We start from the raw sequence: 15,664 nt of genomic DNA, 5'->3' as shown, positions 1-15,664 counted from the left end.
GGAAAATAAAATTAAAAGGGGCAAAAAAATTGGCGAAAGAAATGTATCAAAAAGAAATCTCGGAAATTATGGCAGAGGTCCAGAGCAGTCCAGAGGGGTTGACGCAGCAAGAGGCAGCCAAGCGGTTAGAAAATGGCTTGAACCAGCTGAAGGAAGCACCTAAGAAATCTAGCTTTGCCTTATTCTTAGATACCTTCAAAGATGCGATGGTGATCGTCTTGCTGATCGTGGCAATCATCCAAATGGTTATGGGTGCCCACGTTGAGTCGATCGTTATCTTCGCAGTACTCTTGTTGAATTCCGTCGTCAGTGTGATTCAAACGAAAAAAGCCGAAGGGTCGTTAGACGCTTTGAAAAGCCTGTCGGCACCAGATGCTAACGTCATTCGGGATGGCAAAGAACAAAGTGTGCTGGCGAAAGAATTGGTTGTCGGCGATATCGTTATTTTAGAAGCTGGGGACTATGTACCAGCAGATGGTCGATTGATCGAAGAGGGTTCTTTGAAGGTCGATGAAGGAATGCTGACTGGAGAATCAACGCCAGCGGAAAAAGAATTAGGGGTGATCGATCGTACCGCACCGATCGGCGACCGTGACAACATGGTCTTCAGTGGAACGATCGTCACTTATGGACGTGGTCGGTTTATCGTAACTGCGACTGGTAATGTGACGGAAATCGGTCAAGTGGCTGGCTTATTGGAAAGTACAGTTGAACACAAAACACCATTGCAAAGAGGATTAGACAGCTTCAGTAAAAAACTGAGCTTGGCGATCTTAGTCCTTTCATTGATTATTTTAGGGGTTCAAGTCGCACGGTTGTTCTTAGGTGACGGAACAGGTGATATGACACAAGACTTAGTCAACGCCTTTATGTTTGCGGTAGCCGTAGCCGTTGCAGCGATTCCAGAAGCCTTGCAATCGATCGTGACGATCGTTCTTTCGATCGGAACAAAACAAATGGCGAAGCGTCATGCCATCATTCGAAAACTACCAGCGGTTGAAACATTGGGTTCAACGAGTATCGTTTGTACCGATAAGACCGGGACTTTGACCCAAAACAAAATGACCGTTGTTGACTACTATTTACCAAATGGGCAAACGGGCACGTTCTCCGATGAGCCAACCACCTGGACATTGCCTGAAAAACGCTTAGTAGAGATCAGTGTCTTGGCCAATGATGCTGCCATCAGTGAAGATGGGGCGAAGCTAGGAGACCCTACTGAAATTGCTTTTCTGGATTACAGTGAGAAACTAAATCAGCCTTATCGGGCAATTCGTCAACAGTTTCCTCGTTTGCAAGAATTGCCTTTCGATTCTGATCGTAAATTGATGTCTACCTTACATGAGATCGATGGCGAACATTTATTGTTGACCAAAGGTGGGCCAGACATCGTCTTTGGGCGCAGTACCAAAGTCTTGATCGATGATCAAGTCGTGCCTTTAACAGATGAAATCAAGCAGAAATTACAACATCAAAACGAAGAATTCTCAAAACGGGCATTACGGGTCTTGGCGTTTGCTTACCGTCCATTGACCGATGCCCAATCACGAGAATTGACACTTGAAGATGAAAACGAGCTGATTTTGGTTGGTTTGATGGCGATGATCGATCCTCCTCGTAAAGAAGTCAAACAAGCCGTAGCGGATGCTAAATCTGCTGGTATCAAAACAGTAATGATCACAGGGGACCACAAAACGACAGCCGTGGCGATTGCACAAGAGATCGGTATTTCAGCCGAGGGCGACTTAGCCTTGACCGGTACGGAATTGGATGCTCTTTCTGAAACCGAACTAGCGGATCAATTAGACAAAATCACAGTCTATGCTCGTGTTTCGCCAGAAAACAAAATCCGTATCGTGCGGGCTTGGCAAGACAAAGGCAAGATCTCTGCCATGACCGGGGATGGGGTCAATGATGCACCCGCCTTGAAACAAGCGGATATCGGGATCGCAATGGGAACCGGAACGGACGTTGCCAAAGACGCAGCGGCGATGGTCTTGACGGATGACAACTTTGCCTCGATCATTCGTGCCGTAGAAGTTGGCCGAAACGTCTTTGACAACATCAAAAAAGCTATTTCGTATTTGTTTGCTGGAAACTTAGGTGCGATCATTGCGATCGTCTTTGCCTTAGTGATGGGTTGGGACAATCCATTTACTGCCTTGCAGCTGCTCTTTATCAACCTAGTCAACGACTCATTACCAGCGATTGCTCTAGGAATGGAAAAAGCCGAACCAACGATCATGCAGCGCCAGCCAAGAGATCCAAATGCTGGTATCTTCACTGGAAAAACATTGATCTCAGTAACGTATCGTGGTATTTTGATTGCCGCTGTCGTGATTTTGGCACAATGGTTAGGAATGAACCAATCACCTGAATTAGGTGTAGCGATGGCCTTCTCAACACTTATCTGGAGCCGAACATTGCAAACATTACCAGCACGCTCAAACACTGAGACTGCTTGGCAAGCTGGCCTTTTTGCCAATAAAATGGTGTGGTTGGCGATCGTCGTTTGTGGTGGACTATACAGCATTACCTTGATTCCTGGCATCCGTGAAGTCTTTGCGATTCCAGCAACCTTCACTTTAGGACATGTCGGTCTATGTATCGCAATGGCTGCTGTGGCAGTTGTTTTGATGGAAATCACGAAACTGATTATTATTGCCGTTCAAAAACGTCAAGGAAACGCCTAAAGCAAAAAACGTATCGATCGTTTGATCGATACGTTTTTTTGTCGTTTATCCTCACTGCTTAGTTGATTTTTTTCAGCTGACTGATTTGGGCAGCGACTTGCTTCAAGAAGGCTTCTTGACCAGCCGGCTGTTCTTGGCTGTAAAGGTAGGCTTCGTATTGCTGCGTCAAGCGGATAAAATCACCATGGAACAGTGGATAGAATGCTTCGAGTCGTTGGGCATAATCGATCAACGGCTCCGCCTCGTTACGGTACAGAACTTTCGTCGTTTGCCGTAAAAACAAAGGATAGGCAGCAACTAGCGACTGTTTGGTAAAGCGGCAGATCAACCATAAATGAATACGGAAAAACGAATGGCGGAAATAGAAAAGTAGGCCAAGTCCTAGGATAGCTAAGCCTCCAAAGAAGCCATTGCGCAGCGTTTGTTTCAACTCCTCAGTCAACCAAACGTCATCGGAAACCGCGGCTGTTGCAGAACTGCTGGTCGTGGTTTCGCTGCTTTCTGTTTCCCTGCTGCTCGATGGTGTTGTTTCGCTGCTAGCGGTCGGTGTTTCTTCGGATTTAGTAGATTCTTGAGTCAACACGGGACGATCTGGATTTTGGAAACTAGGGGTCGGTTCAAAAGGTACCCAACCGTAGCCGTCAAAGTAGACTTCCACCCATGAGTGGGCATTCAAGTTGCGAACGGTATAGGTAGTAATGCCGTTTTCTGTTGCAGGAGATCCAGGAGAAAAGCCTTTTGCCCAGCGAGCAGGGATCTCTAAACTCCGTAGTAGCACGACCATTGCCGTGGAAAAATTGTCGCAGTAGCCGACTTGTGATTCAAATAAAAATTGATCAACATAATCTTGCTCTTCTGCAGGCACGACGGCATCGGTTTTGGAATAGCGGAATACGAGCGGATCTTTCAAATAGCTTTCAACCGCCGTGACTTGATCAAACAGACTGTTGCTTTCAGCGGTGATCTCAGCTGCGAGATCTCGTACCCGCTGCGGCAAAGAATCGGGTAACTGGATATAATCGATCAGAGAATCCGGATAGATCAAAGGCAGATTTTGGAGATTTTCTGCGGCAAAGTCTGGATGGTCCCAATCGAGGGTCAAGGTGGTGTCTGGGAGTGGATCAATGAGATCGACCCGCTGGATGGCGTCGCTGATCTGAAATCCGCGAGCACCGTTTTCAAGGGACAACGTGCTGCGTCCATAGGGCAATGGGACATAGTCTCCATGGTTTTGAAATTGGACCCGAACGGATTCGTTCTCAAGATAGGCTTGCTGATAGCTTTGATCCGCGATCGTGACGCCCTCTGCTTCTAAGCGAGCCTCTTCGCGGCTCGTACTGATCCAGCCCTTACCAGAATAAAAATCTTTGCTTTCCACCCGCCAGTAATGCGGGGTTTCTTGTTGCGCTTCAAATAAAATCGTCGCATCATCCAGTAGTGGTCCGCCTAATTGACGGTCGCTTTCACTGAATCCAGTGCGAGAGCCGCTGGGCGTGCCATGTTCTTCAATAAATTGATAAAAACCCAGCTGATTCAGATTTGTCCGTATAGGCGTGGAACGGGCTGCCAACTGTTCCCGCAGGCTCGTTTGCGGCAAGTAGACAGCAGTGACGGCTAGTCCACCAATCAATAGCATCACAGCGAACCAGGGAGCGATCGTTTGACTGGATTGAAAGACGCTGCGCTGGATCAGTGAAGAAGCCAAGGCACAAAGAAAAATACCCATCAAATGCCACGTCAGATCAAATTGATTAAAAATCACGACTGTTAGCAAGTAGCCGATCATGGTAGCGTAAATCAAGAAAAAGCGTTGATAAGCGATCGGTAAGATCGCTAAAAACAAAACCCAACTAACAATCAATGTCACCGCCGCCAGTTCGGTGATATAGCCGACTTCACCGCTGAGGATCTCTTGAAAGGCACGGTGCAGGTCTAGCCAAAAACGCAGCAGCCAATCAAAAGAAAAGGCAGTCCCATAAGGAAAGATCCGATACAAGACGATCAGCCAAGCGGCTGCCAGCAAAGGCAAACTGTAACGGACTTTCGGCACCACGGTCAAAATCAAACAGACACTAAAGGCATAAGTTAAAAGGGTGAACTGATTGCCAAGGTCATAAACTGCGATAAACGGCAAGATCACCAGTGATAGACTGAGAAAGGTCAGAAGACCAATCAGCGCTTTCTTAATAAATCTCATCCTACCGCCTCCTCAAGTTTATTCAACTGCCTCATTAAATCAGCGTAGGTAAACACTTGGCAGCTGTTTTTTGCTTCCAACTGACTGAGGTAGTCTTCCAGTTGTGGGGTAAAAACCGGGGTAATGAAGACAAGATGGCTGCCAGTCAAAAGCGGTACCCCTTCAGGAACTTTCTCGAAGGGAAGGATCTGGGCATAGGCAGCGGCATCCGTTTGGTAAGGAGAAGTCAATCCGTCACCAATCAAGAGCGGCTGAAAAAGTCGTTGATTTTGCGAGAAATGGTGGATCGAATAAAACAGTGATAAAGTCTCTTCAAAAGCAGGATGATCTTCTCCCCAAAAGAGCAGAACGATGTCTTGTTCTTCTTCATGTTCTCGTTCGCGATAGATCAATTCCTGTTGTTTGCTGGATAATTTCCAATCGATATTTTTTAAGGAATCCCCTAACTGGTATTGACGGAACTGTCGAATAGAAAAATTGGGTTCCCCGTGGGTTTGGCTGCGGACTTGCTGTTTAAAAAATGGCAGCAGGGTAACGGCTTCTGGCGCCAATTTAGGCAGGATCAAAATCGATTGTTTCGCAACTGCAGCGTAGCTTTTTTCAAAAAAGCCAAAGAGATCATGGCTGTACAATTGAACGGGCAATTCTTCATAGATGCCTCGCTCCTTTGGGGTCCAAGGCAGCTGCAGCCGAATCAGATTGCCTCGATAAAAGGCGCTGTGATGACTTTCCTTGAAACGATCGTCAAATTTTAAGGTGAAATCGACCAGCGGCAGCAGCGTCGGGCGATACTTGAAGACTTGCAGCGGTAAGGTGATCGCTGTGTGTGTTTCAGCTTGGATCGATTCTTCTAAAATGATTTGGACCTTCTTGAGGGAGGGGAGCAAGAATAATGCATCAAGCAACAATAACAAAGTCAGTAAAAACCAAAGGCTCCAGCCAGCATTATTATTGAAGATCACACAATAAGCCAGCAGCAGAAAATAGGCAGCGCTAAACAACAGGAGGCTCAGCAGGCGTTCAAGTTTCTTTTTCTTCATCGCTATCTCCTCGTTGGGACAGGCACTCGTTGGATCATCTGTTTCATCAAGTCTGAAAGGGTCTCCGTGCTGGCATGAACGCCACCTTTCAGTAATAAACGATGACCGAAGACTGCTGGTAAAATTCGCTGCAAGTCTTGCGGCGTGACAAAGGTCCGACCTTCCGTCAACGCTAACGCTTTTGCCCCTTTTAAGAAGGCGATCCCACCACGAGGGCTGATACCAAGGTCAATGGCATTATGCTGACGGCTCGCTTGAACCAGCTGCAATGCGTAACGGGCGACCCGCTCATCGACATACACGTCATCGACCATCGCTTTTAAAGCAGTCACTTCATCAGCATGTAAAATGGTTTGGATCTGATCCAAGCTTTGCTGTCGTTTTCCAGTCAAGAGGGCGAGCTCATCTTGAAAATCTGGGTAACCGATATGCAGGCGGAACAAAAAACGATCCAATTGGGCTTCAGGCAAAGGATACGTTCCTTCATACTCGATTGGATTTTGCGTGGCTAAAACAAAAAAGTGGGGACTCAATGGGTACGTTTGATTGTCGATGGTGACATGATTTTCTGACATGGCTTCTAAGAGTGAGGCTTGCGTCCTTGGTGTGGTTCGGTTGATCTCATCTGCCAAGAGGACGGAGGTGAAGATCGGGCCAGGACGAAACTCGAACTGGTGGCTTTGGGAATTAAAAATCGACACACCTAACACATCGTTAGGTAAAAGGTCTGGGGTAAACTGTACCCGTTTGTAGTCACTTTGAATGGCTTTGGCTAACGATTTGACCAACATCGTTTTCCCAACACCAGGGATATCTTCGAATAAAACGTGTCCGCCAGCAAGCAGCGCAGCCACGGTAAATTGGATCACATCTCGTTTGCCTAAAATCACTTTTTCCACTTCTGCGATCAAGGCATCTATTTTTTGTAATTCAGCGGTCATCTGATAACCTCCCTACGTTCGTTTCTTCCATTGTAACGGTTTTCTAGGACTGTCGCAATTTTCGTGTAACAATTAAAGAAAATTTCAAGAATATTCAAAAAAGAGAAATCCTTTCTGCGGATTTGCGAAAGAAAAACAAAAAACTTCCGAAGCGTTTCCTCGGAAGTTTGCGTTTGATAGAACAGAAGCGACTAGAAGGTGTGGTGCAAGAGGTCAGCGGCGATCTGGTCCGCCTGCCGTAAATTCCAAGCATCGGTTCCTGGCTGAGCAGTGGCAGCCGTCAGCCAGTGGATGCCTTCTGTGGGAATCCCAAAACAATAGAGGGTAGGGTAAGGGCGGTCATCTGGTCCGAGGATCTGATTGGTCTCAGGATCGATGGCGATCGCACCCGTCTCAAAAGGCACCTCATTGGGGATCGCCAACTGGTGCGGGTGAATAATCCGATCGTTTAGCAGTTGCCGCAACAAGGAATTGTTGGTTCGACGAATCGCTGACGATGGAATGCGAGCCTCAATTAGTTGCGTCGCGTGATAGCGTGTGTCGTCAAATCGCTTTGAATACGTACAGTAAGCCTCCTCGATCTCAACAGTCATGTCAGGACCTAGTAAGGTCACCACTCCCGCTTCCATCAATGCCACCAGTTCCTGCAGTCGCTGAACTGGCGGTCCGATCGATAAAAAGCTGTTCAAGGGAACGAAAGACTGCCAAAAGAGTGTTTTCAAGTCTTGTACTGGCATTAGCTGATGATCGAGAACAAACCGAATCGGGTCCCGCAGATCTTTAAAGACTTCCAAGGCACTGCTGATAGGTCCTGTTAGATTGCCTTTTTCGGCATCTTGGATTTGGGTACGTAATAGTGCAATGAAAAAGTCTTGCAACGACTGTTGCTTTTTCTGAGCAAAGGGGTCGGCTAGTTGTTGCCATGACCACCACTCCGTCGTAGGAAGCTGCCATTTTTTCAGCAAGTCTTCAGCTCCTTCAGAGGCAACAAAGGCGGCGGTAAAAGCGGCAAGCTGATCTTTGTCCAGCAGCTGTTTTTCTAAAAGCAGCGTCTGATAATAGACGAGTTCTGCCTCTTTTTTTAAATAGAAGAGTAGGGTCTTGCCAGCAACCGTTTTGGCTGCTTGCCAAGCAGCGAGGCGTTCAGGGGTCAAAAAAACGGGCTTTCGCTGCTGCGTCGGTGTTTTTTGATTGCGGCCACGAGGATGATACGGGACACCCCGACGAGAACCTGCGATGATTTGTGGTTCTTCACCAGAAGGTTGATAGACGAGGGATCCATTGACTTTGACGAAGGTGCCGCCCCGACCGCTGGTCAAGCGGGTGACGTAATCGTAAAAGGCAAGTCCTAGTCCCCGTAAAATCACAGGTTCGCCAGCTTTCACCGCCGTTAGATCCGTATCTGCCGCATTGGCTGGCGGTGCATAAAACCAGCCATTATTTTCTGCGGCCGCCGCCAATCGTTGTTCTGCTGCTGACAGTTGGGCTTGTGAATGGCCTGTAGCTAAGACGACGGCATCAACAAGAAATGTTTGGTGAGCCGTCGTCAACTGGTAGCGATTTTTGGAAAGAGGGGTCAAGGAGCTGACACTGTCTGACAGATGGTTGACGGTAATGGATTCAGGCAGCTCTTTTAATAGCTGCTGATAAAACCACTGCTGATAGAGGCCATATAACGCCCGCGAGCAATGCCCGTTAGGATCAAGTGAATCAAGTGCTGTGCATTCCGTAACGAGCTCAGGAGCATGCGTGGCTGCGAAATGTTTCCCTTCTGTCACTGCCCATTCGTATAAGGTAGGTCCTTTGACCACGGGACCGCCGGTGCTTAATGTGTCATCCGTGAAAAGGGTGACTTGACTGGTTACAGAATTCAATAGCAGATCCGCCGATTGGTCCGTGCGCCAAACTGCCCCAGGAAGAAAGGGATCAAACAGCAGCAAGTCGATGGCTTGTTTGTTTTGTTTGCTATGAGCGATCAGTCGTTCTGAAAGTGAAAGTCCACGAGGACCAGCACCAATGATAGCTATTTTCATATCACACCGCCTCAATTATTCTATGGTCTTTGTGTCATCAACGGGCTAAGTCAAAAGGTGTCTTGCGGAAAATCAGCCAGTGCATGCCTAGCACCATGGCTTCCTCGATGGCATCGATATAATGGAAAGCAGGCTGATTGGGTTGTTGCTGCAGCAATGGATTTTTTTGGATCGCGTCTAAGAGATCGGTTTTTACTGCATCACTGCTGGCTAAAATAATACAGTGGGGGGCAAAAGCTGCATTGTAAAATGGCAGTAAGCTTGTCAGGCGCTGAACCAAAGCCGTGCGGTCTTGCGGTGCCCCTTGATCCAAGTAGCCGGGCAAAAACTTTGCCTCTCCCGCTAGGGCGTCTTTTCCTTCTAAAAGTGCACCATTGACCAGGAGCGTGATACCAGGCATGCTTTTTTCGGGATTGTACATGCCGACGATGGTTTGCTGCAAAGAGATCTGTTGGGCGATGCAATAGCCGATCGTTAAAATATGGGCATCGTTTTGACAGTAGAAGGGCAGTGCAGTGACCTCTGCCACGAGGGCTGCCAGGTGCCAGCCATTGAATTTTTCATACCAGCTGGAAGTCACGGTTCCTCCACTGATTTTTCCTGGTAAAAAGAGGGCGATCTGTTCCACAGAGGGAAATAATGCTAGCTCGTTCGTTACACATTCTTGAAAGCGATGAGGGGCAACATCAGGAAACGGCTGGTCGTGTTTTGCCAAAACCTTCCCCTTGCGGTCGATCAGCATGGACCAAAGAGCCAAGGAACCATCGTGATCAATAAAGCTAAGCAAAAGAGAATGACCTCGGTCTTGGTTGAGCTGATAGGTCACAGCAGGGCGCCCTAGCTCTTTTTGCTCCAGCGGACCTTTAGTGATTTCCCCCTCTGCCAACAATTCTTTTAATAATGAGTTAGTGGTGACCATGCTGATGCCGGTTTTCTTTACTAAATCGGAGGCGAATAATGCCCCGTTTTGAAATAAGGTTTTTAAAACCAGCTGTTTGTTTTGCTGGCGAATGGAATGGGTGGTAGAAGCCATAGGTGTTCTCCTTAATGAAGTGATTTAATTAAGTATACCGACGGGATGGAACGATGTAAAGTTTTTAAAAGACTGACTTGACGGAAAACTTGAAAATAAGTATACTTAATTAACAATGTTAATTAAGTGGTTCGCCATAAAGAGGACACGAGGTAGAGGGGAAGAGAAACGTATGATCAAATTAGTCATCACAGATTTAGACGGTACATTTTTGAACAGCCAAGGCAGTTTTGATCGGCCTTATTATGAACAAGTCAGCCAACAAATGAAAGAAGCGGGTGTTGCTTTTGCTGCGTGTACCGGCAAACAGTGTGAACGAGTGGAAGAACTGTTTGGTGAAGCAGCAGCGGATGTTTGGATTCTTGGGGATAGCGCGACCCGCATCAAACATCAAGGCGAATACATCTTTGAATCACTGCTGCCAAACGAATTAGGGCGGCGGATCATTGCGAAGCTCGCTGCGATTGCGCAAGATCATGTGATCATCGCCTGTACACCGACTGCGGCATACATTGCGGAAACGACCAATGAAGCAGATGCCCAGAAAGTTCGCGGCTCTTATCGGGTGGTCAAAACGGTGACGGATTATCAAACCATCACCGAAGATTTTGTGAAGCTCACTATTTTTGATCCCAAACTACGTTGCTTTAAGCATGTCCAACAGTTAGGTGAGTTTACAAACGACGCCTACATCGTGGCTTCGGAAGCCGCTTGGATCGATATCACCAATCAAGGCGTCCACAAAGGAACGACTGTGGCACACTTGCAAGAATTGCTGCACGTCACACCAGAAGAGACTATGGTCTTCGGCGATGGCTTGAACGATTTGGAGTTGATGGCAGCTGGCACGTTTAGTTTCGCCATGAGCAATGCCTTTGAGGAAGTCAAGGCAGCGGCAGCGTTTGTGACCAAGTCAAACGATGAAAATGGCGTGCTGAAAACCATCGAACGTCTGTTACCGCTACAAATGAACCAATAAAAAAACCGCTCCCTAGCAGGGATAGCACGTACTTTCATTTGACTGAAAGTAGAGTGCTGCCTGTTGCTAAGGCGCGGTTTTTTCGTTATGCATGTGGTTGACTGACGCTATAAGGATAGGCATCGGCTGACCACTCTTTGCTGCGAGGGACGATACCTAGCTGGAAGTTCAATGTACCACCGGCAGTCAATTCTTGGTGGGTGAAAAACAATCGCTCGAAGGGTTCTTCGTTCAATGTGATTTTATCCACGAAGAGCTGTTGCGGCGCATTGGGCGTGCTCTTGATCACTAAGTCTTTGCCTGAAGCAAGATGTAGTGTTGCTTGATCAAATAATGGCATGCCGATGACATATTCCCCCGTCCCTGGTGTGACTGGATAAAAGCCCAAGGAGTTGAAAATGTACCAACCAGCCATGCTACCGTTGTCTTCATCGCCAGGAAAGCCTTTGGGCGAGTAATTGAAGCATTGTGTCAATAGCTGCTTGATCAAGGGCTGTGCCATTTCTGGTTTGCCCAAATAGCTGAATAGATACGGATAGTGGAAGCTTGGTTGATTGGAGATCGCCAGCTGACCAAAATCGAGTGCAGCCATCTCGCTCATTTCATGGATCTCAAAGCCGTAGCCTTCTGTCGTATAGCGAGGTTCTTGATTGCACAAGTCGATCAGTTTTGCTTCAAAGGCCGCTTTGCCGCCGTGTTCGGCGATCAAGCCAGCGAAATCATGGTAAACAGCAAAACTGCTTTGCCACGCACTGCCTTCTGCATAGTCTAAGCCCCAGCGTATGTCACTGAATTCTGGACGAAAGGCACCATCGGGATCTTTTGCCCGCATAAAGCCAGTTTCCTGATCGAAAATGTTGCGGTAGTTTTGCGATTGCTGCTGATAATAGTCTGCTTGCTCGTCACCCAGCTGTTGCGCGACTTGTGAAATACAAAAATCACTGTAACAATAATCAAGGGTGTGATTGACCGATTCATGATGCGTCAATGGCACATACCCATAAGTCAAATAGTCCGTCGTGCCGCGCCGACCATAATTGGGATTTTCACTTTGGACGGTGGCGCCTTTTTTCATCGCTGCTAAAAATTCGGGCATCAAATCAGGACGAATGCCTTTTACTGCGGCATCAGCGATCACGGCATCGATCAGCGTCCCTGGCATCAATCCACGCTCATCTGGCGATAGCCATTTTGGTAAAAAGCCGCTTTCGCGATAACTGTTCAAAAAGCCTTCCAGCATGTCTTCCAATTGTTCGACAGCCAAGAGTGAAAAGAGCGGGTAGACAGTTTTATACGTATCCCAAAAGCCGTTGTTTGTATACAGTGGTCCTGGTTTGATTGCTTTTGCCAAGGTATCCCAATGCATTTTGCAGCCCTCTTGGTCGATTTCGAAGAAGGTTTGAGGAAACAAGAATAAGCGATAAAAATTATGATAAAAAGTAGAAACTTGTGTTTGATCGTGATGCTCAATCTCGATTTTTTGCAAAAAATGATTCCATTGCTGTTGGACAGAAGCCAGATAATCGTCAGGAGCCCATTGCTGTTCCCGTTGCAAGTTCAAACAAGCTTGTTCGCGACTGAGAAACGAGGTCGCAAAACGGATCGTCTGTGTTTGGCAATCATCAAAGCGGAGAACGACGAAGGCTTCTTTGCCTGTCAAGGCACCTTCGATCGCCGTGGTGGGTGTTTCAAAACGATAGACGAAATGGAAGGTGAAGCGTTCATCTTCGCACCCTGAAAATACGATCAGTTGACCAGCCACTGTTTGTTCATCCACCTGTTCTAAGACATAGTCACCCGGCAGTGACAAGCCAAGACCTGGCTGATCCCCGCAGTTTTCAATAGTCAGCACACCGCCATACATACTGGGGATCAAAGTCGTTGTTGTTAAATACCGCTGCGTCTTGATTTTAAGAAAGGCTGGATTAAAGGTGCTTTCTTCGGGACGATACGAGCTTTGCGCATGGAAAAGGGTATTTTCAGAAAGCGTGCCGTTTATCGGCAGCATCGTCAGATGGCTGAAATCCCCCATCCATGGGCTAGGCTGATGGGTGAGGCGAAAGCCCTGAAAGGTTCGATCTTCTGGATGAAACCACCAACTGCCGCGTTGATCGCTGGTTTGCGGGGCAAAGTAGTTCATGCCAAAAGGAACCCCTGTATAAGGCAGGCAGTTGCCGTGGGAAAAACTATATTGGTTGTCTGTTCCGTGTCGTGTGTCGATCATTGATACGTTCACTTGGTTCACTCCTTTAATTGGGTTGATTCTCTTTTGATCAAAGAAACCGCCACTAGATGGGTGGTCGTCTCCGTTGGTACTGGGGTTGCTGCCTTCGCAGCGTTGATTTTCTCAATCACTTGGTTTCCTGCCAAGCGCCCCATCTCGGCAAAATTCTGCCCGATAGTCGTTAGTGCTGGATCAACGAGGGCTGCGGCTTGGATATTATCGAAACCAACTAGGGAAATGTTGGCAGGGACGTGCAAATCTGCTTGGCGCAAAGCACGCATCAATTCAATGGCGATCAAGTCATTTTCACAGACGGCTGCCGTGACCTGATGTTCTTCCAAGTAGGCAAGCGCATTCGCGATGCTGGCAGCCGTGTCGTCGAGCTTGGTGCGAAAGGTTCTTTGGGCTTTTTTCAGCGCATCGATGTAACCTAGATAACGCTGACGGACGGATTGCGGATGATGGGTATCACCAAAAATATAAGCGATCCGTTGATGCCCCAACGCAAGTAAATGCTCCGTGGCTAGCTGTCCGCCTTGAAAGTTATCTGGCATCACCGCTGGAAAATCAAACTCATGCAGCTTTTTATCTAAGGTCACGATAGGAAAGTGCTTTTCAGCACATTCGAACAGCAAGTCATAGTAAGAAAACGTATTGCTGGCGTAATAGATCAGGCCGTCGAATTCTTGCATCAGCTCAGCTGCCGTCGTTTTTTCCAAATAATCCACTGGTGTCATCAAAAGTTCAAAGCCGTGTTCTTGCATCACAGGGTAAATGCCTTCGGTAAAGTTTCCTAAAGAGAGATCATTGGCAAAGGGCAAGACAAACAAAATTCGTCCAGTCGCTTTTTTTTCCTTCAATTCTCGGACAAAGCTGCCGCTGCCTTGCACGCGATAGATCAGCTGATTTTGTTCCAGTTCCGTCAAGGCTCTTTTAGAGGTGATCCGACTGACTTGGTATTGTTCAGATAGTTCTTTTTCAGTAGGGACACGACTGCCAGGCGCTAATCGCCCTTCAACGATGGCTTCGTGAAGCTCCGCGTAAATTTTTTTATATAATGGTTGTTTCATAAGAAAACCCCTTTTGATATATCATATTTGTTAGCATACCATAAACCAATAAAAATGAAAACCCTTTAATTATTTTGAAAAAGCGCTAGACATTCAATTAATTCATGATATACTAGGTTCGTAAATTGATATATCAAATCAGGGAAGGTGATGGAATGGTTTATAAAGAAATACCAACTTCAGTAGCAACATTTATGGAAACGATTACGGATCTATGCGGAGAAACGCATGCCGATTGGGCGAAAAATTTTAACGCAGCCTTTGCCAATACACTATTAACGACGGTCAAGCGTCATGAGGATGGCACGACCTTTTTACTGACGGGGGACATTCCAGCCATGTGGCTGCGAGATTCCACTGCACAAGTTCGTCCGTATTTGGTGATCGCCAAAGAAGATGAAGACTTAGCAAGCATGATCAGCGGGTTAGTTAAAAAGCAATTCTACTATATTACGATCGATCCTTACGCAAATGCCTTTAACGAATCAGCCAATGGCGCTGGCCACCAAACAGACGATACAGAAATGAACGATTGGATCTGGGAACGCAAATATGAGATCGACTCTTTGTGTTATCCGATCCAACTGGCCTATCTGCTATATAAAAACACAGGCAGAACCGATCAGTTCAATGATGATTTTGTAACAGGCATCAAAAAAGCCTTGGAGGTGTTTGTGACAGAACAAAACCATGAGGAGTCTCCATATCGCTTTGAACGGGATACCTGGCGAAAAGAAGATACCTTGACTCATGACGGCAAAGGCGCACCAGTGAAACCCGTCGGCTTGACTTGGTCAGGCTTTCGACCAAGTGATGATGCCTGCAAATACGGCTATTTGATTCCCTCCAATATGTTTGCGGTGGTGGTCTTAGGCTATATCCAAGAAATCTTTACGACGGTTTTAGAAGATGCAGCGATCGTGGCACAAGCGAAAAAATTGCAAGCAGATATCGAAGCAGGGATTAAAGCATATGGGTTGACCACGAACCAAGCTGGCGAAGAAGTCTACGCCTATGAAGTGGATGGATTCGGCAATGGCACCCTGATGGATGACAGCAATGTGCCGAATTTGATCGCCGCCCCTTACTTGGGGTATGGCAGCATGGAAGATCCCCTTTATCTTCAAACCCGTAAAACGTTGTTGAGCAGTGAAAATCCGTATTTCTATGAAGGGAAATACGCCAAAGGCATTGGTAGCTCTCATACGCCAGAAAATTATGTGTGGCCGATCGCCATGGCAATGGAAGGGATGATCACCACTGACAAAGAAGAAAAGAAACGAATTTTGGATCAGTTAGTGGCGACAGATGCGGGTACAAATTTGATGCATGAAGGGTTCGATGTCGATGATCCTTCGCAATACACGAGAGAATGGTTCTCGTGGGCGAACATGATGTTTTGTGAATTGGTTATGGATTATTTCGATATCCGAGTGGAAAAATAAGCAGCACGA

The 15,664-nt window shown here is 47.0% G+C and carries 10 protein-coding genes; 3 read left to right on the top strand and 7 right to left on the bottom strand.

The window, feature by feature from the left end:
- Window positions 1-41 precede the first annotated feature (41 nt).
- A complete protein-coding gene (locus CO692_RS02450) occupies window positions 42-2,693 on the top strand; it encodes a cation-translocating P-type ATPase (protein WP_016608271.1) in 2,652 nt (883 codons plus the stop codon).
- A 58-nt stretch (window positions 2,694-2,751) separates the two neighbouring features.
- On the opposite strand, the gene CO692_RS02445 is transcribed toward CO692_RS02450, so the two are convergent.
- The 5 genes from CO692_RS02445 to CO692_RS02425 all read right to left on the bottom strand — a co-directional run bounded on the left by CO692_RS02445 (window position 2,752) and on the right by CO692_RS02425 (window position 9,937).
- Complete coding sequence (locus tag CO692_RS02445; protein ID WP_096741443.1) at window positions 2,752-4,890, bottom strand: transglutaminase-like domain-containing protein; 2,139 nt, start codon at window positions 4,888-4,890, stop codon at window positions 2,752-2,754.
- Window positions 4,887-5,930, bottom strand: a complete 1,044-nt coding sequence (locus tag CO692_RS02440) for a DUF58 domain-containing protein (RefSeq protein WP_096741442.1) — start codon at window positions 5,928-5,930, stop codon at window positions 4,887-4,889. Before CO692_RS02440 ends, CO692_RS02445 begins: the two co-directional genes overlap by 4 nt.
- Window positions 5,931-5,932: 2 nt before the next feature.
- Complete coding sequence (locus CO692_RS02435) at window positions 5,933-6,871, bottom strand: AAA family ATPase (protein ID WP_005225502.1); 939 nt, start codon at window positions 6,869-6,871, stop codon at window positions 5,933-5,935.
- A gap of 191 nt (window positions 6,872-7,062) precedes the next feature.
- Window positions 7,063-8,904 carry an FAD/NAD(P)-binding protein gene (locus tag CO692_RS02430; protein WP_096741441.1) on the bottom strand — a complete coding sequence of 614 codons (1,842 nt, stop codon included), beginning with the start codon at window positions 8,902-8,904 and terminating at the stop codon, window positions 7,063-7,065.
- Window positions 8,905-8,941: 37 nt separating this feature from the next.
- Complete coding sequence (locus CO692_RS02425; protein ID WP_096741440.1) at window positions 8,942-9,937, bottom strand: ROK family protein; 996 nt, start codon at window positions 9,935-9,937, stop codon at window positions 8,942-8,944.
- A 172-nt stretch (window positions 9,938-10,109) separates the two neighbouring features.
- Here CO692_RS02425 and CO692_RS02420 point away from each other — a divergent pair, with 172 nt between their 5' ends.
- A complete protein-coding gene (locus CO692_RS02420) occupies window positions 10,110-10,916 on the top strand; it encodes a Cof-type HAD-IIB family hydrolase (RefSeq protein ID WP_096741439.1) in 807 nt (268 codons plus the stop codon).
- An 85-nt stretch (window positions 10,917-11,001) separates the two neighbouring features.
- On the opposite strand, the gene CO692_RS02415 is transcribed toward CO692_RS02420, so the two are convergent.
- Together CO692_RS02415 and CO692_RS02410 are read right to left on the bottom strand one after the other, a co-directional pair.
- Complete coding sequence (locus CO692_RS02415; RefSeq protein ID WP_096741438.1) at window positions 11,002-13,152, bottom strand: GH92 family glycosyl hydrolase; 2,151 nt, start codon at window positions 13,150-13,152, stop codon at window positions 11,002-11,004.
- A gap of 5 nt (window positions 13,153-13,157) precedes the next feature.
- Complete coding sequence (locus CO692_RS02410; protein ID WP_096741437.1) at window positions 13,158-14,210, bottom strand: GntR family transcriptional regulator; 1,053 nt, start codon at window positions 14,208-14,210, stop codon at window positions 13,158-13,160.
- Window positions 14,211-14,365: 155 nt separating this feature from the next.
- On the opposite strand from CO692_RS02410, the gene CO692_RS02405 reads away from it, so the two are divergent.
- Window positions 14,366-15,655, top strand: coding sequence for a glycoside hydrolase family 125 protein (locus tag CO692_RS02405; RefSeq protein WP_096741436.1), 1,290 nt, complete (start codon window positions 14,366-14,368; stop codon window positions 15,653-15,655).
- The last annotated feature ends 9 nt before the right edge of the window (window positions 15,656-15,664 follow it).

The sequence above is a fragment of the Enterococcus sp. FDAARGOS_375 genome, from assembly GCF_002393265.1.
Taxonomy (GTDB): domain Bacteria; phylum Bacillota; class Bacilli; order Lactobacillales; family Enterococcaceae; genus Enterococcus_D; species Enterococcus_D innesii.
Note: the sequence above shows the minus strand (reverse complement) of the source record. Positions and strands in the feature narration are given on the sequence as shown.

What these genes read in the sequence shown, in the direction of transcription:
- CO692_RS02450 (WP_016608271.1), top strand. Translation starts at nt 42, where the DNA reads ATGTATCAAAAAGAAATCTCGGAAATTATGGCAGAGGTCCAGAGCAGT.
- CO692_RS02445 (WP_096741443.1), bottom strand. Translation starts at nt 4,890, where the DNA reads ATGAGATTTATTAAGAAAGCGCTGATTGGTCTTCTGACCTTTCTCAGT.
- CO692_RS02440 (WP_096741442.1), bottom strand. Translation starts at nt 5,930, where the DNA reads ATGAAGAAAAAGAAACTTGAACGCCTGCTGAGCCTCCTGTTGTTTAGC.
- CO692_RS02435 (WP_005225502.1), bottom strand. Translation starts at nt 6,871, where the DNA reads ATGACCGCTGAATTACAAAAAATAGATGCCTTGATCGCAGAAGTGGAA.
- CO692_RS02430 (WP_096741441.1), bottom strand. Translation starts at nt 8,904, where the DNA reads ATGAAAATAGCTATCATTGGTGCTGGTCCTCGTGGACTTTCACTTTCA.
- CO692_RS02425 (WP_096741440.1), bottom strand. Translation starts at nt 9,937, where the DNA reads ATGGCTTCTACCACCCATTCCATTCGCCAGCAAAACAAACAGCTGGTT.
- CO692_RS02420 (WP_096741439.1), top strand. Translation starts at nt 10,110, where the DNA reads ATGATCAAATTAGTCATCACAGATTTAGACGGTACATTTTTGAACAGC.
- CO692_RS02410 (WP_096741437.1), bottom strand. Translation starts at nt 14,210, where the DNA reads ATGAAACAACCATTATATAAAAAAATTTACGCGGAGCTTCACGAAGCC.
- CO692_RS02405 (WP_096741436.1), top strand. Translation starts at nt 14,366, where the DNA reads ATGGTTTATAAAGAAATACCAACTTCAGTAGCAACATTTATGGAAACG.